This is a genomic window from Bavariicoccus seileri WCC 4188, from assembly GCF_000421665.1.
Lineage (GTDB): Bacteria > Bacillota > Bacilli > Lactobacillales > Aerococcaceae > Bavariicoccus > Bavariicoccus seileri.
The window spans coordinates 53,440-70,404 of sequence record NZ_ATXL01000005.1; the positions used below are offsets into that span (position 1 = coordinate 53,440).

The 16,965-nt window shown below is 38.1% G+C and carries 13 protein-coding genes; 6 read left to right on the top strand and 7 right to left on the bottom strand.

Annotated features, from left to right (window positions below):
* The first annotated feature begins 812 nt into the window (after positions 1–812).
* From H541_RS0102080 to H541_RS0102090, 3 genes are all read left to right on the top strand, one after another.
* Positions 813–1,157, top strand: coding sequence for a hypothetical protein (locus H541_RS0102080; protein ID WP_022795698.1), 345 nt, complete (start codon positions 813–815; stop codon positions 1,155–1,157).
* A gap of 51 nt (positions 1,158–1,208) precedes the next feature.
* Positions 1,209–2,240, top strand: a complete 1,032-nt coding sequence (locus H541_RS0102085; RefSeq protein WP_022795699.1) for a serine protease family protein — start codon at positions 1,209–1,211, stop codon at positions 2,238–2,240.
* Between the two features lie 288 nt (positions 2,241–2,528).
* Positions 2,529–4,154: an ABC-F family ATP-binding cassette domain-containing protein gene (locus H541_RS0102090; protein WP_022795700.1), complete on the top strand. Its 1,626-nt coding sequence runs from the start codon at positions 2,529–2,531 to the stop codon at positions 4,152–4,154.
* Positions 4,155–4,349: 195 nt separating this feature from the next.
* On the opposite strand, the gene H541_RS0102095 is transcribed toward H541_RS0102090, so the two are convergent.
* On the bottom strand, positions 4,350–4,775 hold the full coding sequence (locus H541_RS0102095) for a cupin domain-containing protein (RefSeq protein WP_022795701.1): 426 nt from the start codon (positions 4,773–4,775) through the stop codon (positions 4,350–4,352).
* A gap of 526 nt (positions 4,776–5,301) precedes the next feature.
* Here H541_RS0102095 and H541_RS0102100 point away from each other — a divergent pair.
* Both H541_RS0102100 and H541_RS0102105 read left to right on the top strand, forming a co-directional pair.
* A complete protein-coding gene (locus H541_RS0102100) occupies positions 5,302–5,958 on the top strand; it encodes an ABC transporter ATP-binding protein (RefSeq protein ID WP_026501543.1) in 657 nt (218 codons plus the stop codon).
* Positions 5,958–6,716 (top strand): ABC transporter permease, encoded by a 759-nt coding sequence (locus H541_RS0102105; protein WP_022795702.1) that lies wholly within the window; start codon positions 5,958–5,960, stop codon positions 6,714–6,716. Before H541_RS0102100 ends, H541_RS0102105 begins: the two co-directional genes overlap by 1 nt.
* A gap of 196 nt (positions 6,717–6,912) precedes the next feature.
* Here the strand turns inward: H541_RS0102105 and H541_RS0102110 are convergent, their stop codons facing one another.
* Entirely contained in the window at positions 6,913–7,674 is a 762-nt protein-coding gene (locus H541_RS0102110) for an acyl-[acyl-carrier-protein] thioesterase (RefSeq protein ID WP_022795703.1), read from the bottom strand.
* Positions 7,675–7,978: 304 nt separating this feature from the next.
* On the opposite strand from H541_RS0102110, the gene H541_RS0102115 reads away from it, so the two are divergent.
* Positions 7,979–8,896 (top strand): undecaprenyl phosphate translocase family protein, encoded by a 918-nt coding sequence (locus H541_RS0102115; protein ID WP_022795704.1) that lies wholly within the window; start codon positions 7,979–7,981, stop codon positions 8,894–8,896.
* 415 nt (positions 8,897–9,311) lie between these two features.
* Here H541_RS0102115 and H541_RS0102120 read toward each other — a convergent pair whose 3' ends face one another.
* From H541_RS0102120 to H541_RS11290, 5 genes are all read right to left on the bottom strand, one after another.
* Positions 9,312–10,562, bottom strand: coding sequence for a dihydrolipoamide acetyltransferase family protein (locus tag H541_RS0102120; RefSeq protein WP_022795705.1), 1,251 nt, complete (start codon positions 10,560–10,562; stop codon positions 9,312–9,314).
* 20 nt (positions 10,563–10,582) lie between these two features.
* The gene (locus H541_RS0102125; protein ID WP_022795706.1) at positions 10,583–11,614 is read right to left on the bottom strand and encodes an alpha-ketoacid dehydrogenase subunit beta; all 1,032 of its coding nucleotides are present in this window, start codon (positions 11,612–11,614) and stop codon (positions 10,583–10,585) included.
* A gap of 78 nt (positions 11,615–11,692) precedes the next feature.
* Positions 11,693–12,661, bottom strand: coding sequence for a thiamine pyrophosphate-dependent dehydrogenase E1 component subunit alpha (locus H541_RS0102130; protein WP_022795707.1), 969 nt, complete (start codon positions 12,659–12,661; stop codon positions 11,693–11,695).
* A gap of 67 nt (positions 12,662–12,728) precedes the next feature.
* A complete protein-coding gene (gene lpdA / locus H541_RS0102135; protein ID WP_022795708.1) occupies positions 12,729–14,093 on the bottom strand; it encodes a dihydrolipoyl dehydrogenase in 1,365 nt (454 codons plus the stop codon).
* A 249-nt stretch (positions 14,094–14,342) separates the two neighbouring features.
* Complete coding sequence (locus H541_RS11290) at positions 14,343–16,364, bottom strand: sigma-54-dependent Fis family transcriptional regulator (protein WP_022795709.1); 2,022 nt, start codon at positions 16,362–16,364, stop codon at positions 14,343–14,345.
* Positions 16,365–16,965 lie beyond the last annotated feature (601 nt).

The following is a 16,965-nucleotide window of genomic DNA, read 5'->3' on the forward strand; positions in this document are numbered from 1 at the left end:
AAGACTCTAAACTCGATGTAACACTTTACGCCTCTAACGTGGCTACCCGATTCTCCCTATTCTGATATGAAACGATTGATTGACTAATTATTGATTAACTAATTAGTGATTGACAAAATAGTTAACTAACTAGCTACTACCCAAACACTATCATTTAACCGGAACACTATCATTTTCAGAAGAATTGCTATAAAAAGGTGATACCCTTGAAAAATGTTATCGGCTTTCACCACTCACCGATTCTCTGTCAACAAGTTAACTTTTCAAGAAATCCTCTAACGCACTTGTATAATTACGTCCATTATACTGATACGCTATTTTATTGTCAAAATTTATTGCAAAATAACGCCTATAAAATGATGTTTATGAGCCATATTCAGACATTTTACTCAGCGTAAGAGTTTTAGTACATTATTTGGCAATAATGTCACTAAGATGATGCTCAATATCGATAACCGTTCCGGGATAGTCGATAATGACTTGATTCAACTGTTCTGCAGCTGTATCGTCTTTTTTTTTGACCAAGTGTCAAATTAAACCACAGTGTTTCATTAAAAATAGAAATGGTAACTGTTCAACGAAAGTAAAAGGCTCCTATTTCTCACTGAAGTCCATTTCTTCTGGCAATGTCATAGGTATTCAGGAAAGCATATTATAACTCTTTTTATATAATACAAAACATTTTAAACTCTCCAGTGTTATCCAAAAAAACTAATAAGCTAAACTTGTTCACTATAATTACTGTACTCGAAATGTTATTTTTTGATATAGTAAAAGTAGTCAAACAATAAAAGGAGGGGAGTTCATAATCGATGCCGAGCAATGTCAATTTAGATGGTAAAGTAAAAAAAAGGTTAGCGCTTGGAATAATCATTACAATTGTTGTTATTAGTGTATCTTATTTATATTTTACTACTATTTTTCAAAGAAAAACTGTCACTATACAGAAAATTAACCATGAGCAAAACCTTGTCTATGTTTCCGAAAAGGTTGACCAACCTATCACTAGTAGTGATACTAATTATTACTTTTCATATTCATCTATAAACGATTTTTCTGTTGGAGATATAGTCGAAATCACCTTAAAAAAAGAAGCTGTGGGAACTACATTCCCAGCAAAAATTAATGTTATACATATGAGAAAATATAACCATTAATGTTTTACATACTCTTCCCTAGGTATAAAGAAATACTCAAAGGAGCTATTTATGAAATATAAAAAAATTTTAATTCTTTGTTCAGTCTATATTTTGATGTTTATTTGTAGCCCAACTATTTTTGCAGCCTCAGATGAAAAAATAATATCTAACCAAACTGTAACTCACGAATACGAAACACTAGATTTAACTTCTATCAAAAAGGTTAATCTTAATAAAGACTCCAAGGTAACAGACTTTATATCACATGAAGATTGGGAAAATTTATTACAAAAAAAATATAAAGAAAAGTATCCTGATTACAACGGTGAAATTACAATTAATGATGTCACAATGGAACAATATTTAAAAACAAATATTTCTGTTGGCTCTAGCAAAGATATTGATAATAAGGGTAACCATAGTATTATCCCGTATTCTCTTTACTCTGCACCCTCTACAGGATTTCCCAATGGTTCTGTCGGAAAAACAATTTTTGTTTATTATCATTCAGATGGGACGATAGATCAATTAAGCGCGTCAGCATTTAAAGTAAATGGTACTACGGTAGGCACTGCTGGACATGCTGTATATAGTCATGATCTAAATGGTTGGGCTGATACAGCATCGATATTTTTTGGATTAAAAGATACTCCAGTGGGATGGGAATTTAATGCTGCTTACACAGCAACTGGTGTTAGAACTAATAATGATTGGGTAAACACAGGAAATTTTAGAAGTGATTTTGGAGCTTTAGATATTCGTCTTGATGTGGGAACCGCTCCATCAAATCTATCTCTTTATAAGAATCCTCCTTCTACTGCTAACAATGTTAAAAACTTTGGGTACCCCGGCTGGGTAGATCAAAAGGCCTTTAATACAAGTTCTGGAAACGTTGTTACTGGACCTTTAGCTTATCTTCATCAAACTTATGAGGCTCATAATAATTCAGTTGTCAGTGCTTTTGGTATGAGTGGCGGTCCACTACTTAACGCAAATAATCAAGTTATAGGAATTAACTCCTATAGATCAGATTCGGGATATGGTCCAACATCTGGTTTTATGAAAATGACAACAGAAGCATATAATCTTATTATGCAGTAAGTACAGATAAAATTTTTAACTACACCATTATTGTTGGTGCTTTTGTAAAAATTTCTCATACTTTTCTTTTTTGTTAACTGACACTGAACGTTTACAAACCATATAAATCGTATAGAGAGGAAACTAAATACTACAGTCTTCTCTTTTTTTATGGTTACATTTAATCAGCAGCACTTGTATAACAAACTGATGAAGAGACAAATTCATTTGTTACTGTCAAAAAAATTCTCTAACAGTTTATTATATGCTACAATGAATCGAATACCGTTCAAGGAGGAATTAGATTACATGTTAAACGTCAACAATGTCAGTTTACAATTTTCTGATCGTAAATTATTTGATGAGGTCAACCTGACATTTACCCCTGAAAACTGTTATGGCGTCATCGGCGCAAATGGTGCTGGGAAATCTACTTTTTTAAAAATTCTAGCAGGTGACATCGAACCATCAACTGGTAGTGTGTCCCTTGATGCCCATGAACGTCTTGCAGTCCTAAAACAAGATCACTATGTCTTTGACGATCATACCGTCTTAGACACTGTCATGATGGGACACCAAGAGTTGTTTGCCATAAGAGAAGAAAAGGATGCTATCTACCAAAAAGAAGATTTTACAGAAGAGGATGGCTTAAAAGCCGCAGAACTTGAAGCTAAATTTGCCGAACTGAATGGCTGGGAAGCAGAAAGTGAAGCTAGTGACTTGCTGCGTGGCCTTGGAATCAGCGACGATTTACATTATCAGTTGATGAGTGAGTTAAGTGAACCACAAAAAGTCAAAGTGCTACTAGCACAAGCTCTATTTGGCAATCCGGACGTCTTGTTACTAGATGAACCAACCAATGGGTTAGACGCCCACTCAATCCAATGGTTAGAAGATTTTCTGATTGACTTTCCGAATACGGTTATCGTTGTCAGCCATGACCGTCACTTTTTGAATAATGTCTGTACTCATATGTGTGACGTCGACTTTGGCAAAATAAAGCTCTATGTCGGCAACTATGATTTCTGGCTAAAAAGTAGTCAACTAGCTTCTAAATTAGCAGCAGACCAAAATGCCAAAAAAGAAGAAAAAGTAAAAGAACTCCAAGCTTTTATCGCTCGTTTCTCTGCCAATGCCTCAAAGTCGAAACAGGCAACGAGCCGAAAGAAATTACTAGACAAGATCACCTTGGATGATATCCAACCTTCAAGCAGACGCTACCCATTCGTTGGTTTTAAACCTGAAAGGGAAATCGGCAATGATCTCTTGTTAGTCGACCACCTCTCGAAAACAACAGATGAAGGAAAGGTTTTATTTAAAGACTTGTACTTCCAGTTGCAAAAACAAGATAAAGTAGCTTTTTTGAGTCGTTACGAGCCGACCATCTCTGCTCTCTTTGAGATTTTGAACGGTCAAGAAGAAGCAAGTGCTGGAAGCTATAAATGGGGTGTGACAACAATTGTCAGCTACTTCCCTAAAGACGTGAGCGTTGCTTTCCCTGATAAAGACTTGACGATTCTTGATTGGTTACGGCAATATGCATCACCAGAAGAACAAGATAATACTTTCTTACGTCAATTCTTAGGAAGAATGCTTTTCAGTGGCGAAGATGTCATGAAAAAAGTGGGCGTTTTATCTGGTGGCGAAAAAGTCAGGTGCTACCTATCAAAAATGATGCTAAGTAAAGCCAACGTCTTAGTATTCGACGATCCAACAAATCACTTGGACTTAGAATCAATCACCGCATTGAACGATGGCTTAATCAATTATTCTGGTGCAATACTCTTTACCTCACATGACCGAGAATTTATCAATACCATTGCTAACCGTATCATTGAGATTGGGCCAAAAGGCATGGTCGACCGTGTTGACACCACATATGACGATTATATTCGGGATAAAGATGTCACTACAAAAATTGATAAATTATATTGATTTCTTATCGTCGTAGAAGTAGAAAAAGGAAAAATAGAAAAACGTCCTGGTTTTCAACTAGTTGAAAACCAGGACGTTTTTTAATTGAAATTCATAATCATATTATCAGATCAATTTATCAGATCAAATAGTCAAACCAAAATTCAGCTCAAAAATTCAACTCAAACAATCAAATCAAAAATTCAAAATAAACAACTAGTCTTGTTCGTTTGGATCGTCAATTGCATCTTGATGTGTTGGGTGAACAGTGCCAGCAACATGGTCAGGACCTGCATAGATGGTGTATAGTTTTAATGGTTTGTCTCCTGTATTGATGACATCATGCCAAGTATCTGCAGGAACAAAAATAGCATCATCATCTTTAACAGGTGCTTCAAAATTCAAGTTATCTTCTGTAGGACCCATTTTACAGATACCTTCACCTTGTTCAATACGGAGAAATTGTTCAATACCATGGTGGATTTCTAGTCCAATATCGTCACCAGGTTGGATTGTCATTACTGTTACTTGAAGATTACTACCTGTCCAAATAGTTGTCCGATAGTTATCATTTTCTAATGTCATACCTTCAATATCTTCTACAACCGGTTTTTTACCGCGATCACTATAATCATAAGCCATTTCAAAATTCCTCCTTGATATTTTTGGTGCTACAATTTACCTGTAACACTTACGCCTATATTATAATCATTCTAATTTTAAGACGCAACCAAGAGGGCTCTTTTACTGAAAACTTTTTTATTAGACCTAAATTCCTGATAAAGTGAGCTTTTTCACTGTATAATATGGGAAGCAATTGCTTTTTCAGTCGCAGCAATTGAGAATGTCTAGCTATTTAATTGTAATCATTTTAATTAAATTGGCCTTTACCACTGGAAAACACGACCTATAACCACTACAATAGTGTCATGAGATTATAAATCACAAACTTTAACGAAATTCCTAAAACGTAACACTCTTGTGAGAGTATATAAAAGATCAATACTCCTGTACTTATACCTGTGCTCCTATACTTATATAGGCATGCCATGTATGGCTTTATAGATATTGTATTATAGCTAGTGCATTTAGCTAGTGCATTATAGGAATTGCATTGATCGTAATAGTTTGATTATTAAAAAAATTTTAAGAGAAAGAAGCGGATTACTTGTCAACTATAATTGAATTAGATGGTTTATCCTACAAGGCATCGGATAAAGTCATCTTAAGTGATATCGATCTTAACGTATCAAAGGGAGATTTTTTGAGCATTACAGGTCCTTCTGGGAGTGGTAAGAGTACGCTGTTAAAAATCGTTGCATCCTTGTTATCCAAATCTAGTGGCTCGTTTTATTTTGAAGGCAAAGCTATCGAAGAGATTGATCCAGTCACCTACAGAAAAGCTGTGTCTTATTGCTTTCAATCACCTGTCTTATTTGGCGAAACTGTTTCAGACAATCTATCTTTCCCCTTCAAAATTAGAAATGTCGATTTCGACAAAGATCGTGCTGAAAAAATGTTAGCTTCTGTTGGACTCGAACCAATATACCTAGACAAAAAAATAACAGAACTCTCCGGTGGGGAGAAACAACGGGTCGCATTGATCAGAAATATCATTTTCACCCCGAAAGTTTTGCTATTGGATGAAGTTACCAGTGCCCTAGATGAAGAAAATCGTAAGATTATTTGGAAGTGGCTACATTCAATCTATGATGCTGGTGACTTGACTATTTTGATGGTCTCCCACAATCAAGAAGAAGCTCAACTAGCTCCTCATTCTATTGAAATAAAGAATGGTAAAATCACAGAAAGAAGGGGTTTTTGATGAATCTACAAGTTAGTCCCACTACATTACTCCTAAGTTTCTTGCTCGTAATCGTAGGGATTGTTATTGCCCAAAGAGAGCGTCTAGGAACAGCAAAGGAAATCATATATAGTATTTCAAGAGCAATTATCCAACTAGTCATCGTTGGTTACATTTTAACTTTTTTATTTGGCTTCAATAGTCCCATAGTCACTATTGGTATGGTTGCAGTCATCGGGTTTAATGCTGCCTATAACGCCCATAAAAGAAGCCAAGGTATGGCAAAAAGCCTGCAGATTTCTATGATTGCCGTCTTCACAACCTTAGCGTTGACCTTAATCATTTTGATTTTTTCAGGATCAATTCTCTTCACCCCATCCCAAGTTGTTCCAATCTCTGGCATGATCGCAGGAAATGCCATGACCACAATTGGCCTTTGCTACCGTAATCTCAATACACTCTTTAGAGACCAACGGCAACAAATCTTAGAAAAACTATCATTAGGGGCTACACCAAGTCAAGCATCTCACACAATTCTAAGAGAGGCTATCAAATCTGGTATGCAACCAACCTTAGACAATGCAAAAACTATAGGAATCGTTTCACTACCTGGTATGATGTCAGGATTAATCTTCGCTGGAGTTGTCCCAACAACTGCTATCATGTACCAAATCATGGTCACCTTCATGCTTGTCGCAACAACTAGCTTAGCTTCTTATATCGCCTCATTCTTGGCCTACACGAGCTTTTTCAATGACCGTGATCAGTTTATACTGTAATCTTTAATGTAATCTTTACTACCATTATTCCTATAATTTATACTGCCGTTTTCGCTGTGATTTTTGCCGTAAATCTTATATTTTCTCATCAAAAAACAGAAGTTCTCGAGAGACTTATCTCCTGGAGAACTTCTGTTTTATCTATATCTGTTTTATTCGTATCACTAATGACTAATGCATCATCAGCAAGTTATAATCAGTTCCCGTTACTCTCATTCAGCCTTGGTGCCCAAGTCGTCACAGCACGCGCTCTAAGGACATCATCAGCCGATAACGCATGTTGCCCAATTAATCCTCCATCAGGGCCACTCAACCAATTTGTCTTGATTCTAACCAAGTAATCAGGAGGTGTTTCTTTATCATAGCGTAATTTCAATGATTTCAACTGATATTCTTGATGTTGATCGTACTTCATCACATTATCTACCAACCTGAAATAAACAGCATTGTTAACATGTTGATTACGGTCGATATCACTATATCTCACTTGGTAATCATAATGAACGTATGGTTCTATTACAGCAGGATAGCGTGTTCTCTTAGGAGGATTTCTCAGAAACTCAGACCCATAACTCTTCATCATATCTGGCGTAATCCGCACGATTTGACGACTATCTGGATTGACCACCCCAAAAGTCGCCTTATTCGTTACAATAAGTTCCCCTTCCTCATCATACATTTCAAAATTCCGATAAGCGAAAAATTGATTGAATGAATGCGGAATAGTCTTTACCACTACTGTATCATTAACCTTTGGCCATCTGTTTACTTCAAGAGTTTGCTCAATCACGAACCACACTAGGTGATGAGAATTGATAATACTCTCTGCCCCCAGATGAGCCTGATGCTTTTCCGATGTCATCATCATCCATTGGATTGCTTTAAAAGGTGTTAACTCTCCTAAACTATTACAATCGTATTCACTAACACGATAACTTGCTTCATATGTTGAAACCATAACCTAATAACCTCCGCACAGTTGCTAATATTATTGTACACATGTCTTATATGATTTTCAAAAGATTGTACTAAAAATAACACTTTGCTCTCTCTATATCACTGATTTACCTGACCACTACGGCCTAAAACGTTGGTACACTAGTAAAAATGCTCGTGATTGTGCTATGCTATGGTAGTTCAATAGCATTGTCACCTATATATTAAACTTGTCACCATACACTCTATCGATTATGATCTACTATTTTTCATTTATTGATTGTACTTTAGTAACTGTATGTTGTGATCATCAAGGAGTTATTTAAATGATAGCTTTTTTCTTACAAGGATTAGCCATTGGTATTGTTTCGCTGATTCCAGGAGTTAGCGGGATGACTGTAGCGGTTGCTCTCGGCATCTACCGCCGTCTAATTGACTCAACCAAGAATTTTACTAAGCATTGGCAATCGAGTCTTGATTTTCTCTTACCCTTTTGGGCTGGAGTTGCCATAGGTATCGGGTTAGCCGTCCGTTTGGTAGCCTATGGATTGACGACTTTCCCATTTCCCACCGCCATGTTATTCATCGGTCTTTTAGCGGGAAGTATTCCTCTCCTATTAAAACAGTATTGGCTAGCTACTGTGGGACGAAAACAACTCGACCGACCTCTTCAGTTACTGATTCTGGTAATCAGCTTTTGCGTCGCTTTGATCTTAGCTTTGATTCAACTCAATAGTCCATTATCTGGATTATCCATGACTTTTCCCACTCTTTGGGCACTCTTTAGCCTAGGTGTATTGTCAAGTGTTGCTTTCTTGATTCCGGGGTTCAGTGGATCCTTATTGATCATGCTACTCGGCTTTTACGCTCTATTAACCACACGTTTGATGGGATTTATGCATGATATTTTGACTAACTCCCTTTATATCGACTGGAATTCATTCTTTTTTGTTATCACTTTTATTAGTGGCTTTATTATTGGTTTTATTATCTTCTCTCACTTTGTCATGGCAGTCGTTATCAACTATGGTCAACTGACTTTTGCTTCTGCATTTGGAGTGTTATTAGCCGCACCATTAGCCATCATTGTCTGCACCAAAGCTCTGGCAAATCTCCAAGGCTCGATCAGTGTTGTCCTCGTAATGTCTGCTCTGTTGTTTTTAGTCGTCGGCTTTATGACAACTTATGTCTTAGGACTCTATAGCACAGAATTCACTAGGGAACACCCTCATCAAGGATCTTGATTAATCGTTTAAAACAAGTATCACAAAAATATCATAAAAGTATCATAAAAAGCTGTACAAAAACATGACAAAAAGAGTGTTCAATCCGTTAACCAGACGGTTTGAACACTCTTTTTCGATTAGCATTGTTGGTAGATCGACCTTTTCAGTTTGAACCACTCAAATCACTTGTCGATCTTAAAATAACCTATAGTAAATCACTACACCACACTAGTTATTCTTTCTTGATGCCCACCAGCTCCTAGTTATTTTTAACAAACCACTCCAAAGTCATCAAAACAGCTGGAGCTGAAAAGCATCGTGTATTTCCTTTATTTGTATGTTTCTTTTCTTTTAACTCTACGTTATCCTCTAACTCAATCTGTGTCTAGTTCTATGTCTAGATCTCTATATTTATCTCGACCATAAAATCAGATCACAATACTAGTTTATATGGATTTTGCAAGTTTTCGATGATCAATTTCAAGAAGTCGGCAGCTGGAGAGCCATCAACGATTTGATGATCAAAAGTCAAACTCAATGGTAATTTTTGTAATTCAACCACTTCATGTGCTTCATTGAATGCTAGTTCTTTCGTTAACGATCCTACACCTAAGATTCCAATTTCAGGCGTGTTAATTATAGGAGTAAAGTATTCTACCCCAGTATGCCCTAAGTTAGAGATAGTGAAGGTCGATCCTGAGTACAAGTCTCCAGCTAATGTGCCGGCTCTTGTGTCAGAGATAACTGAGTTGATCGATTGACCTAGCCCAGTCAACGTTAATTGATCAGCATGTTTCACAACTGGAACTACCAGACCATCGTCTACTGCTACTGCGATACCAATGTTGATATCCTCAACATGTTCTAATGTGCCATTTTGATACCAAGAATTGATTTCAGGCGTTTCTTTCAAGGCTAAGACAACTGCACGTGTCAACAAGGTCGTAATACTCAATTGGCCATCTGTTAATGGATAACCTGCTTTAGCTTTTGTTTCTTTTCTGAAGGCCATTAATTTAGTGATATCAGCTTTTTGATGAATTGTTACTTGCGCTGTATTTTGCAGGCTCGAGATCATACGAGCTGCAATCATCTTACGCATACCTTTAAGTCCGGCCCCAACTTCTACTCCAGTTGGTACGGATTGAACTGGTTTAGCGGCAGGTACATAACTCAAGACATCACGACGAGTGATTCTGCCGTTGCCCCCTGTCCCATTAATTTCAGCATAGTCAATCCCTTTTTCTGCTGCTAATTTGCGTGCAAGAGGTGTAATGAATATCCGTTCGCCTTCACGTCTTGCTGGTGCTGCAGATTCTGATCTGACAGGAGCAGCCCCAGTTGCTGCCGGAGATTCTACTGCTACTGGTTGTTCTTCCACTGGTTCTTCACTAGGTTCTGGCACGTCTTCTGTCGCGCCACCTTTACCACTATCAACCGTTTCGCCTTCAGCACCGACATAAGCGATTGGTTCTTTACAAAGCACATCCGCGCCTTCTTCAGCTACGATTTCAAGGATTACACCATCTTCTGGTGCTTCAACATCTGCTGTTAATTTTTCTGAACTGATGCTACATACTGCATCACCTTTTTTAACTGAATCTCCAACTTTGACTTCCCATGTATCAATCGTTCCTTCAGTCATTGTTAATCCTAGTTTAGGCATTAAAATTGCTTTTGCCATATCTTATCACCACCCTCTAACTATTTTTTTAAGTCTTCGATAATTTCTTTAGATTCTTCAATTACACGATCAGCGTTTGGTAAGTATAATTGTTCCAAGTTTGTTGCGAAAGGAACTGGTGTATTAGGAGCTGTTACGCGTTTAACAGGTCCATCTAAGTAGTCGAATGCTTTATCACTAACAACAGACGCAATATCCGTTGCTGTATTGTTGTGTGGGTTAGCTTCATCGATGACGATCAAACGACCAGTCTTTTTAACAGAGTTGATGATTGTTTCTTGGTCCCAAGGAGCAACGGTAATCAAGTCGATGACTTCAACATCAATGTTATCCTCTTTCAAACGGTCTGCTACTTCCAATGCGACATAAAGCATTTTCCCGATAGTAACGATTGTTAGGTCTTTACCTTCACGTTTTACTTTAGCTTTACCAATCTCAACTTTATAGTATTCTTCAGGCACTTCGCCTTTTTGACCATACAAGGTTTTATCTTCTGAGAAAATGACGATATTGTCATCTTCAATTGCTGATAATAGTAATCCTTTTGCATCATATGGATTTGATGGAACAACGACTTTTACAGCTGGAATCGATCCTAACATGCCGTAGTAAGCGCCCGAGTGTTGTGCGGCTGCACTTGCACCTGCACCATGAGTTGTTCTTACAGTCATAGGGATTTTAGCTTTCCCACCAAACATATAACGCATTTTGGAACCTTGTGCCAAGATGGTGTCCAAACAGAAGCCGATAAAGTCATTGAACATCAATTCTGGTACAGGACGTAATCCAGTCGCTGCAGCTCCCACAGCAGCACCCATATACCCCATTTCAGAAATTGGTGTATCGATAACACGATCACGGCCAAATTTTGGCATCAAGCCACGTGTGACACCAAAACAGCCACCCCATGAATCTTGGTTTTCGTCTTCTAAATGTTTAACACCCGCACCACCGGCGATATCTTCACCAAGTAAAATTACGCGATCGTCTTTTTCCATTGCTTGTTCTAGCGCTTCATTAATAGCGCCCATAAAAGTTACTCTTCTTGCCATGATATTCTCTCCTATCTTCTATTTGATGTGTGTCTTTAATTTGCTAAGCTAATTTAAGCAACTCGTTCAATCAACCTATTAGTCAGCGTAAACATCTTGATAAAGAAGTTCTGGGCTTGGTAATGGACTATTTTCAGCGAATTCGATAGCATGCGCTGTGTCTTTCTTAGAGGCTTCTTCAATCTCATCTGCCTCTTTTTTAGTTAATAATTTATGCTTGATAGCATATTCACGGAATTCTTCGATTGGGTCACGTCCAGCAAGTGATAATTCTTCACCATCTCTTGCTTTATAAGTTTGCTCATCACCTTCAAAGTGACCATAGTTACGGTAAGTCACACATTCAACAATTGTAGGACCTTCACCTTTACGTGCACGATCAATAGCTTCACCAGCTGCTTCATAAACTGCTGAAACATCTTTCCCATCTACACGAACACCAGGGATGCCATAAGCAGCTGCACGTTCAGAAATTGTTTTAGAGCCTGAGGCATAACTTTGTGGGGTTGATTCACCAAAACCATTGTTTTCGTTGACGAAAACCACTGGAAGATCCCAGATAGCGGCCATGTTGATGCCTTCATGAAATGTCCCTTCGTTTGCTGCACCATCACCAAAGAAACAAACAGCAACGTCGTCAGTCTTCAAATATTTGTTACGTAAGCCTGCTCCGACAGCGATTGGGAAGCCACCACCAACCATACCGTTAGCACCTAGCATGCCTTTATCGATATCAGCAATATGCATTGAACCGCCTTTACCTTTACACAAACCAGTTTCACGGCCGTAGATTTCTGCCATCATACCATCAAGGTCACAGCCTTTAGCGATACAGTGTCCATGGCCACGGTGAGTACTTGTGATTTGGTCGTCGTCTGTTAAATGCGCACAAACACCAGTTGCGATTGCTTCCTCGCCCGCATATAAATGCACGAACCCTGGGATGTCACCATTTGCAAAGAATGTATGAACTTCATCTTCAAAATTTCTGATATCATTCATTTTTTTATAGATCCATTGCGCTTTTTCTTTTGATAATTTTTCCATTACATTTCCTCCTCGTTTTGCACTTCTTAACATTTTTAATTCTGTTGACAATCAATTGTTCTAACACTTAACCATGGATAGGTCGGAACAAAACGGCATTTGCTGTTTCACCCACGACTTCAGATAAGGTTGGATGTGCAAAAATCGTATGTGCCAATTCATCAACTGTACCTTCAGCTTCTCTGACAGCTAAAATCGTGTGGATCATTTCAGTAGCATGGCTTCCGACAATCACTGCTCCAAGAATCTGATGATATTTCTTTTCGCTTATGATCTTAACGAAACCATCCGTTTCCACACTTGCGATAGCTCTACCATTTCCTCCAAATGCCATTTGTTTGACCACGACGTCATATCCTTGTTCTTTCGCTTCTTTTTCGTTTAAACCAAAACTTGCGATTTCTGGATCAGTATATAGACATTTTGGAACGAGATCCTTGTTTACAGGTGTTATTGGTTGACCAGCTAGATGCTCCGCAATTCTGATACCCTCTGCACTTGCAACATGGGCAAGCATTAAGCCAGGAATGAGATCACCAATGGCAAAAACGTTACTGAGACTTGTTTGATAATGGTGGTCGACTTTAACAAACCGTTTACTGTCATCCAACTCCAAACCAAGATCATTTGCAATCGTTAAGTCCGCTCGTCTACCCGTTGCCACTAATAATTTGTCGTAAGAAACATCTTCTAAGCCTTCAACTTTAACTGCCGTTTTCGTTACTTCATTAATATGAACACCAACGTGAACAACAATCCCCAGTTTTTTCAGTTTCTTCTTAATAATTTCTCTAGCTGCTTCATCTTCAGTTAGTAAAACATCAGGAGCCACTTCCAACAATGTCACGTCGACTCCGAGCGGTTTCATGGCAAAGGCCAATTCGACTGCGATTATTCCACCGCCGATAACTACAAATTTTTTAGGAAGCTCTGTCATACTGAAGAAAGTATCGGTCGTTAGGTAGTCTACATCTTTCACACCATTGATTGGCGGAACGAAAGGTCTACTCCCGGTCGCTAGCAAGATATTTTTAGCGTGATAGGTTTTCCCGTCAACGATAACTTCTTTATTTTTAGTGACAGAGGCTGATCCTTCGATATATTCGATTTTGTTACTCTTGAACAGATGACCAACACCACCTTGTAGTGTCTTTACCACACCATTCTTCCGTTCAACAAGTTTCTCAAAATCAATGTCACCAACTGTTGTATGAATCCCGAATTTGTTAGCTTCTTGTGCTGATAACACCCAATGGGCATGTTGGATATAACTTTTGGATGGGATACAACCAACATTTAAACATGTCCCCCCAATGTCTTTTCTCTCAACTACTGCTACTTTTTGTCCCAGTTGAGCTGCTTTTATTGCAGCAACATAACCTCCAGGACCTGAGCCTATTACGATTAAGTCAAACACTCTATTATTCACCATCCTTATTGTTTTTTCCTGATTTGCAAGAAGGTTTGTGCCTAGACTTCTCCTTTCTTAAACCTTGCACTTACTATAAGCAAATACCATGCCAACTTTAAAAACGCTTTATTGATAGCGTTTTTATAAATATAGACACAAAAAGACCGGTCACGATGTGCCATGACCGGTCTTTTTGTCGCTATTTTGAAACAAATTGATGCACTTTTTGTGAATTAATGTTCTTTTATTCACAATATCTTTAGAAACTCATTACTTGTGATCCAACTCATATTTTTTTAGCTTACGATATAGTGTTGACCGCGATATACCCAATGCTTCTGCGGTATTGGTCATATGGTATTTATGTTGTTCTAAAGCTCTGATAATATGTTCTCTTTCAACAGTAGAAGGATCAAGTGACGCAATATCAGCGACACTACGCATCTCATCATGATCTTTCAGCACTTCAGTTTCTCTTCCCACAGTAACACCATGATTGCTAACAGGATCATTTCTATAGTCACTATTAGGAGCATTTCTATGATTACCACTATAATCTCCATTATATTTCGGATAACCAGCTGGTCTTTGCGCCCTCCCAATGGTTGCTTTACTATTATTGAAATCTCGGTGGCCATCATCATCCCAAGTGTCAGTGGTTAGAGGAGAATTCTCTTTCAAAGTCCCAACTACCAGAGTACGTTGTAATTCTGCCGTCGTAGGCTCGTTGTGGCGGTAGAACACATAAACCCGTTCCAAAAAATTATTGAACTCTCGGATATTGCCTTTCCACTCAAAATCTTTGGCGACTTTGAAAATTTTATCTTGCCAATTGATATACCAATTTCGTCTCATGCAGAAGCGGCTGATCAATGGCACGATATCTTCTATCCGATCTCTCAGTGGTGGGATCTCTAAAGGACAGACATATAATCTATAGAAGAGATCGGCACGAAATTTCTCTTTTTGGACAGCTTCTTTTAAATCCTGATTGGTAGCTGTTACTAACCGAAAATCAACCAGTCTAGGTTTATCACTACCAATAGGAGTAACAACTTTGTGTTCGATAACCCGCAATAAAGCTGCTTGCATCTTATGAGTCATGCTGTCTACTTCATCAAGAAATAGCGTCCCATGATTAGCTAATTCGATTTTTCCTTTGTTCCCGGTTGATTTAGCACCCGTAAAAGCACCTGGGGCATAACCGAATAATTCACTCTCCAATAAGTTTTCACTCACTGCACTACAGTTCACCGCAACAAGTGGACCATTACGATAGCCAGAGTTATAGTGGATTGTTTCAGCAATAATTTCTTTACCACTACCAGACTCTCCATGGATATGGATTGGCAGATTACTATCTGCAACTTGAACAACACGCTTTAAGAATTGGTTATATTGCTTATTCTCACTATGCGCACCTGAGTAGTAAAAGTCTTCATGAAAGGCTTCGCTCTTTTCGATCAAGTAGGCATACCCCACTTGTGATTGTTGGGTCGAAATTGGCGTCTTCGTGCAAGTCAACCGATGTTTTTCCAAAGCATCAGTGATAAAATCTCCGATCCTCAGGTCATACTTATGTTGCACTTGCTCTGGAATGCAGACCATCCGACCATTCATGTCGCACAGAATGCGATTGTCCAAATTATTGACAGCTGATTGTAACAACTCTTGTTGAGCTCTAATACGATCCTTGATAATATCATTAGATATCTTTTGGGCGATCAATCCAATAAACAGTTGGCAATTCAGTGCTGATTCATTGTTATAAGTCGACACATCCAAGACCCCGACAACCTCATTATTCTCGTCAAGAATTGGTGCAGCGACACAGCTCCAACTTTGAGACGCCACGACATAGTGTTCATAACGACTAACTGTGATAGCTTGTTTCTCGCTCATTGCAAGAGCAATCGCATTTGTCCCTGCATTCATCTCATCCCACGCACTACCTTCAGAAAAGTAAATATCATTAGCCTCACTTAAAGCTTGATAATTCCCCGAACGCCAGATGATATTGCCATAGGAATCTGTCAATATAAAGACCGGTTGATCTAAATTCAAAGCCGTCGATAATTGCGAAATATCTCGCGTCACATTATCGATCAAGTCCTTATTCATCTTTTTCCTTTCTCTCAACTCATTAGCCGTTAATATCTTCCCTGGCTTGATTTGGAAAGGATCTACTTGCTTGCGCCGACATAATTGCCAAGAATTCGACACAAAATCAGGGATAGCACTATTATCAACTAACCCCGTAGATATAAAATTTTTCCAGTTTGATTGATTCATGATTATGATCACCTCTTCATGTTCCCCATTGAAACGTTCTTCTTTAAGTTATTCTACTTCTATTTCCATTTCTACTTCTATTTCTATTTCCATTTCTATTTCTATAAATAAATGCCTATTCTATCAATAAATACATAAAATAAATACATAAAATAAATACATCAGCTCAAGACTTAGACTCAAAACATAAACTCAAGTCTATTCAATACACTCTCCCTCTCTATTTTAGCACTTTAAAGCGCTAACACAAATAGTAACATCGTTAGTAACGCGACTAGATCTAGGGTTGTCAAACATATGTTACCTGAACTGATAATAGTGGTGCTTGATGTCTTGTCCACCAAAACGAATTTTTTGAGTTTGTTGTCAAGGAGGAAAGTGAAACGATCCTTGACAACAAACGATAAAAATATAAAATCAGTGGACACATCAAGCAGCTTCGTTATACTTATTTTCGTAATACTTTTCAACCATTTGATTTGGGCTTAAGAATCCCAATACTTTTCGTGCAATATTATTGTGTCGACTCATATATCGCCGATGTTGCTTTAACATATCCTCTACGGATTCAAACTCTCGTTTACCATAAAACCGAAGTTGA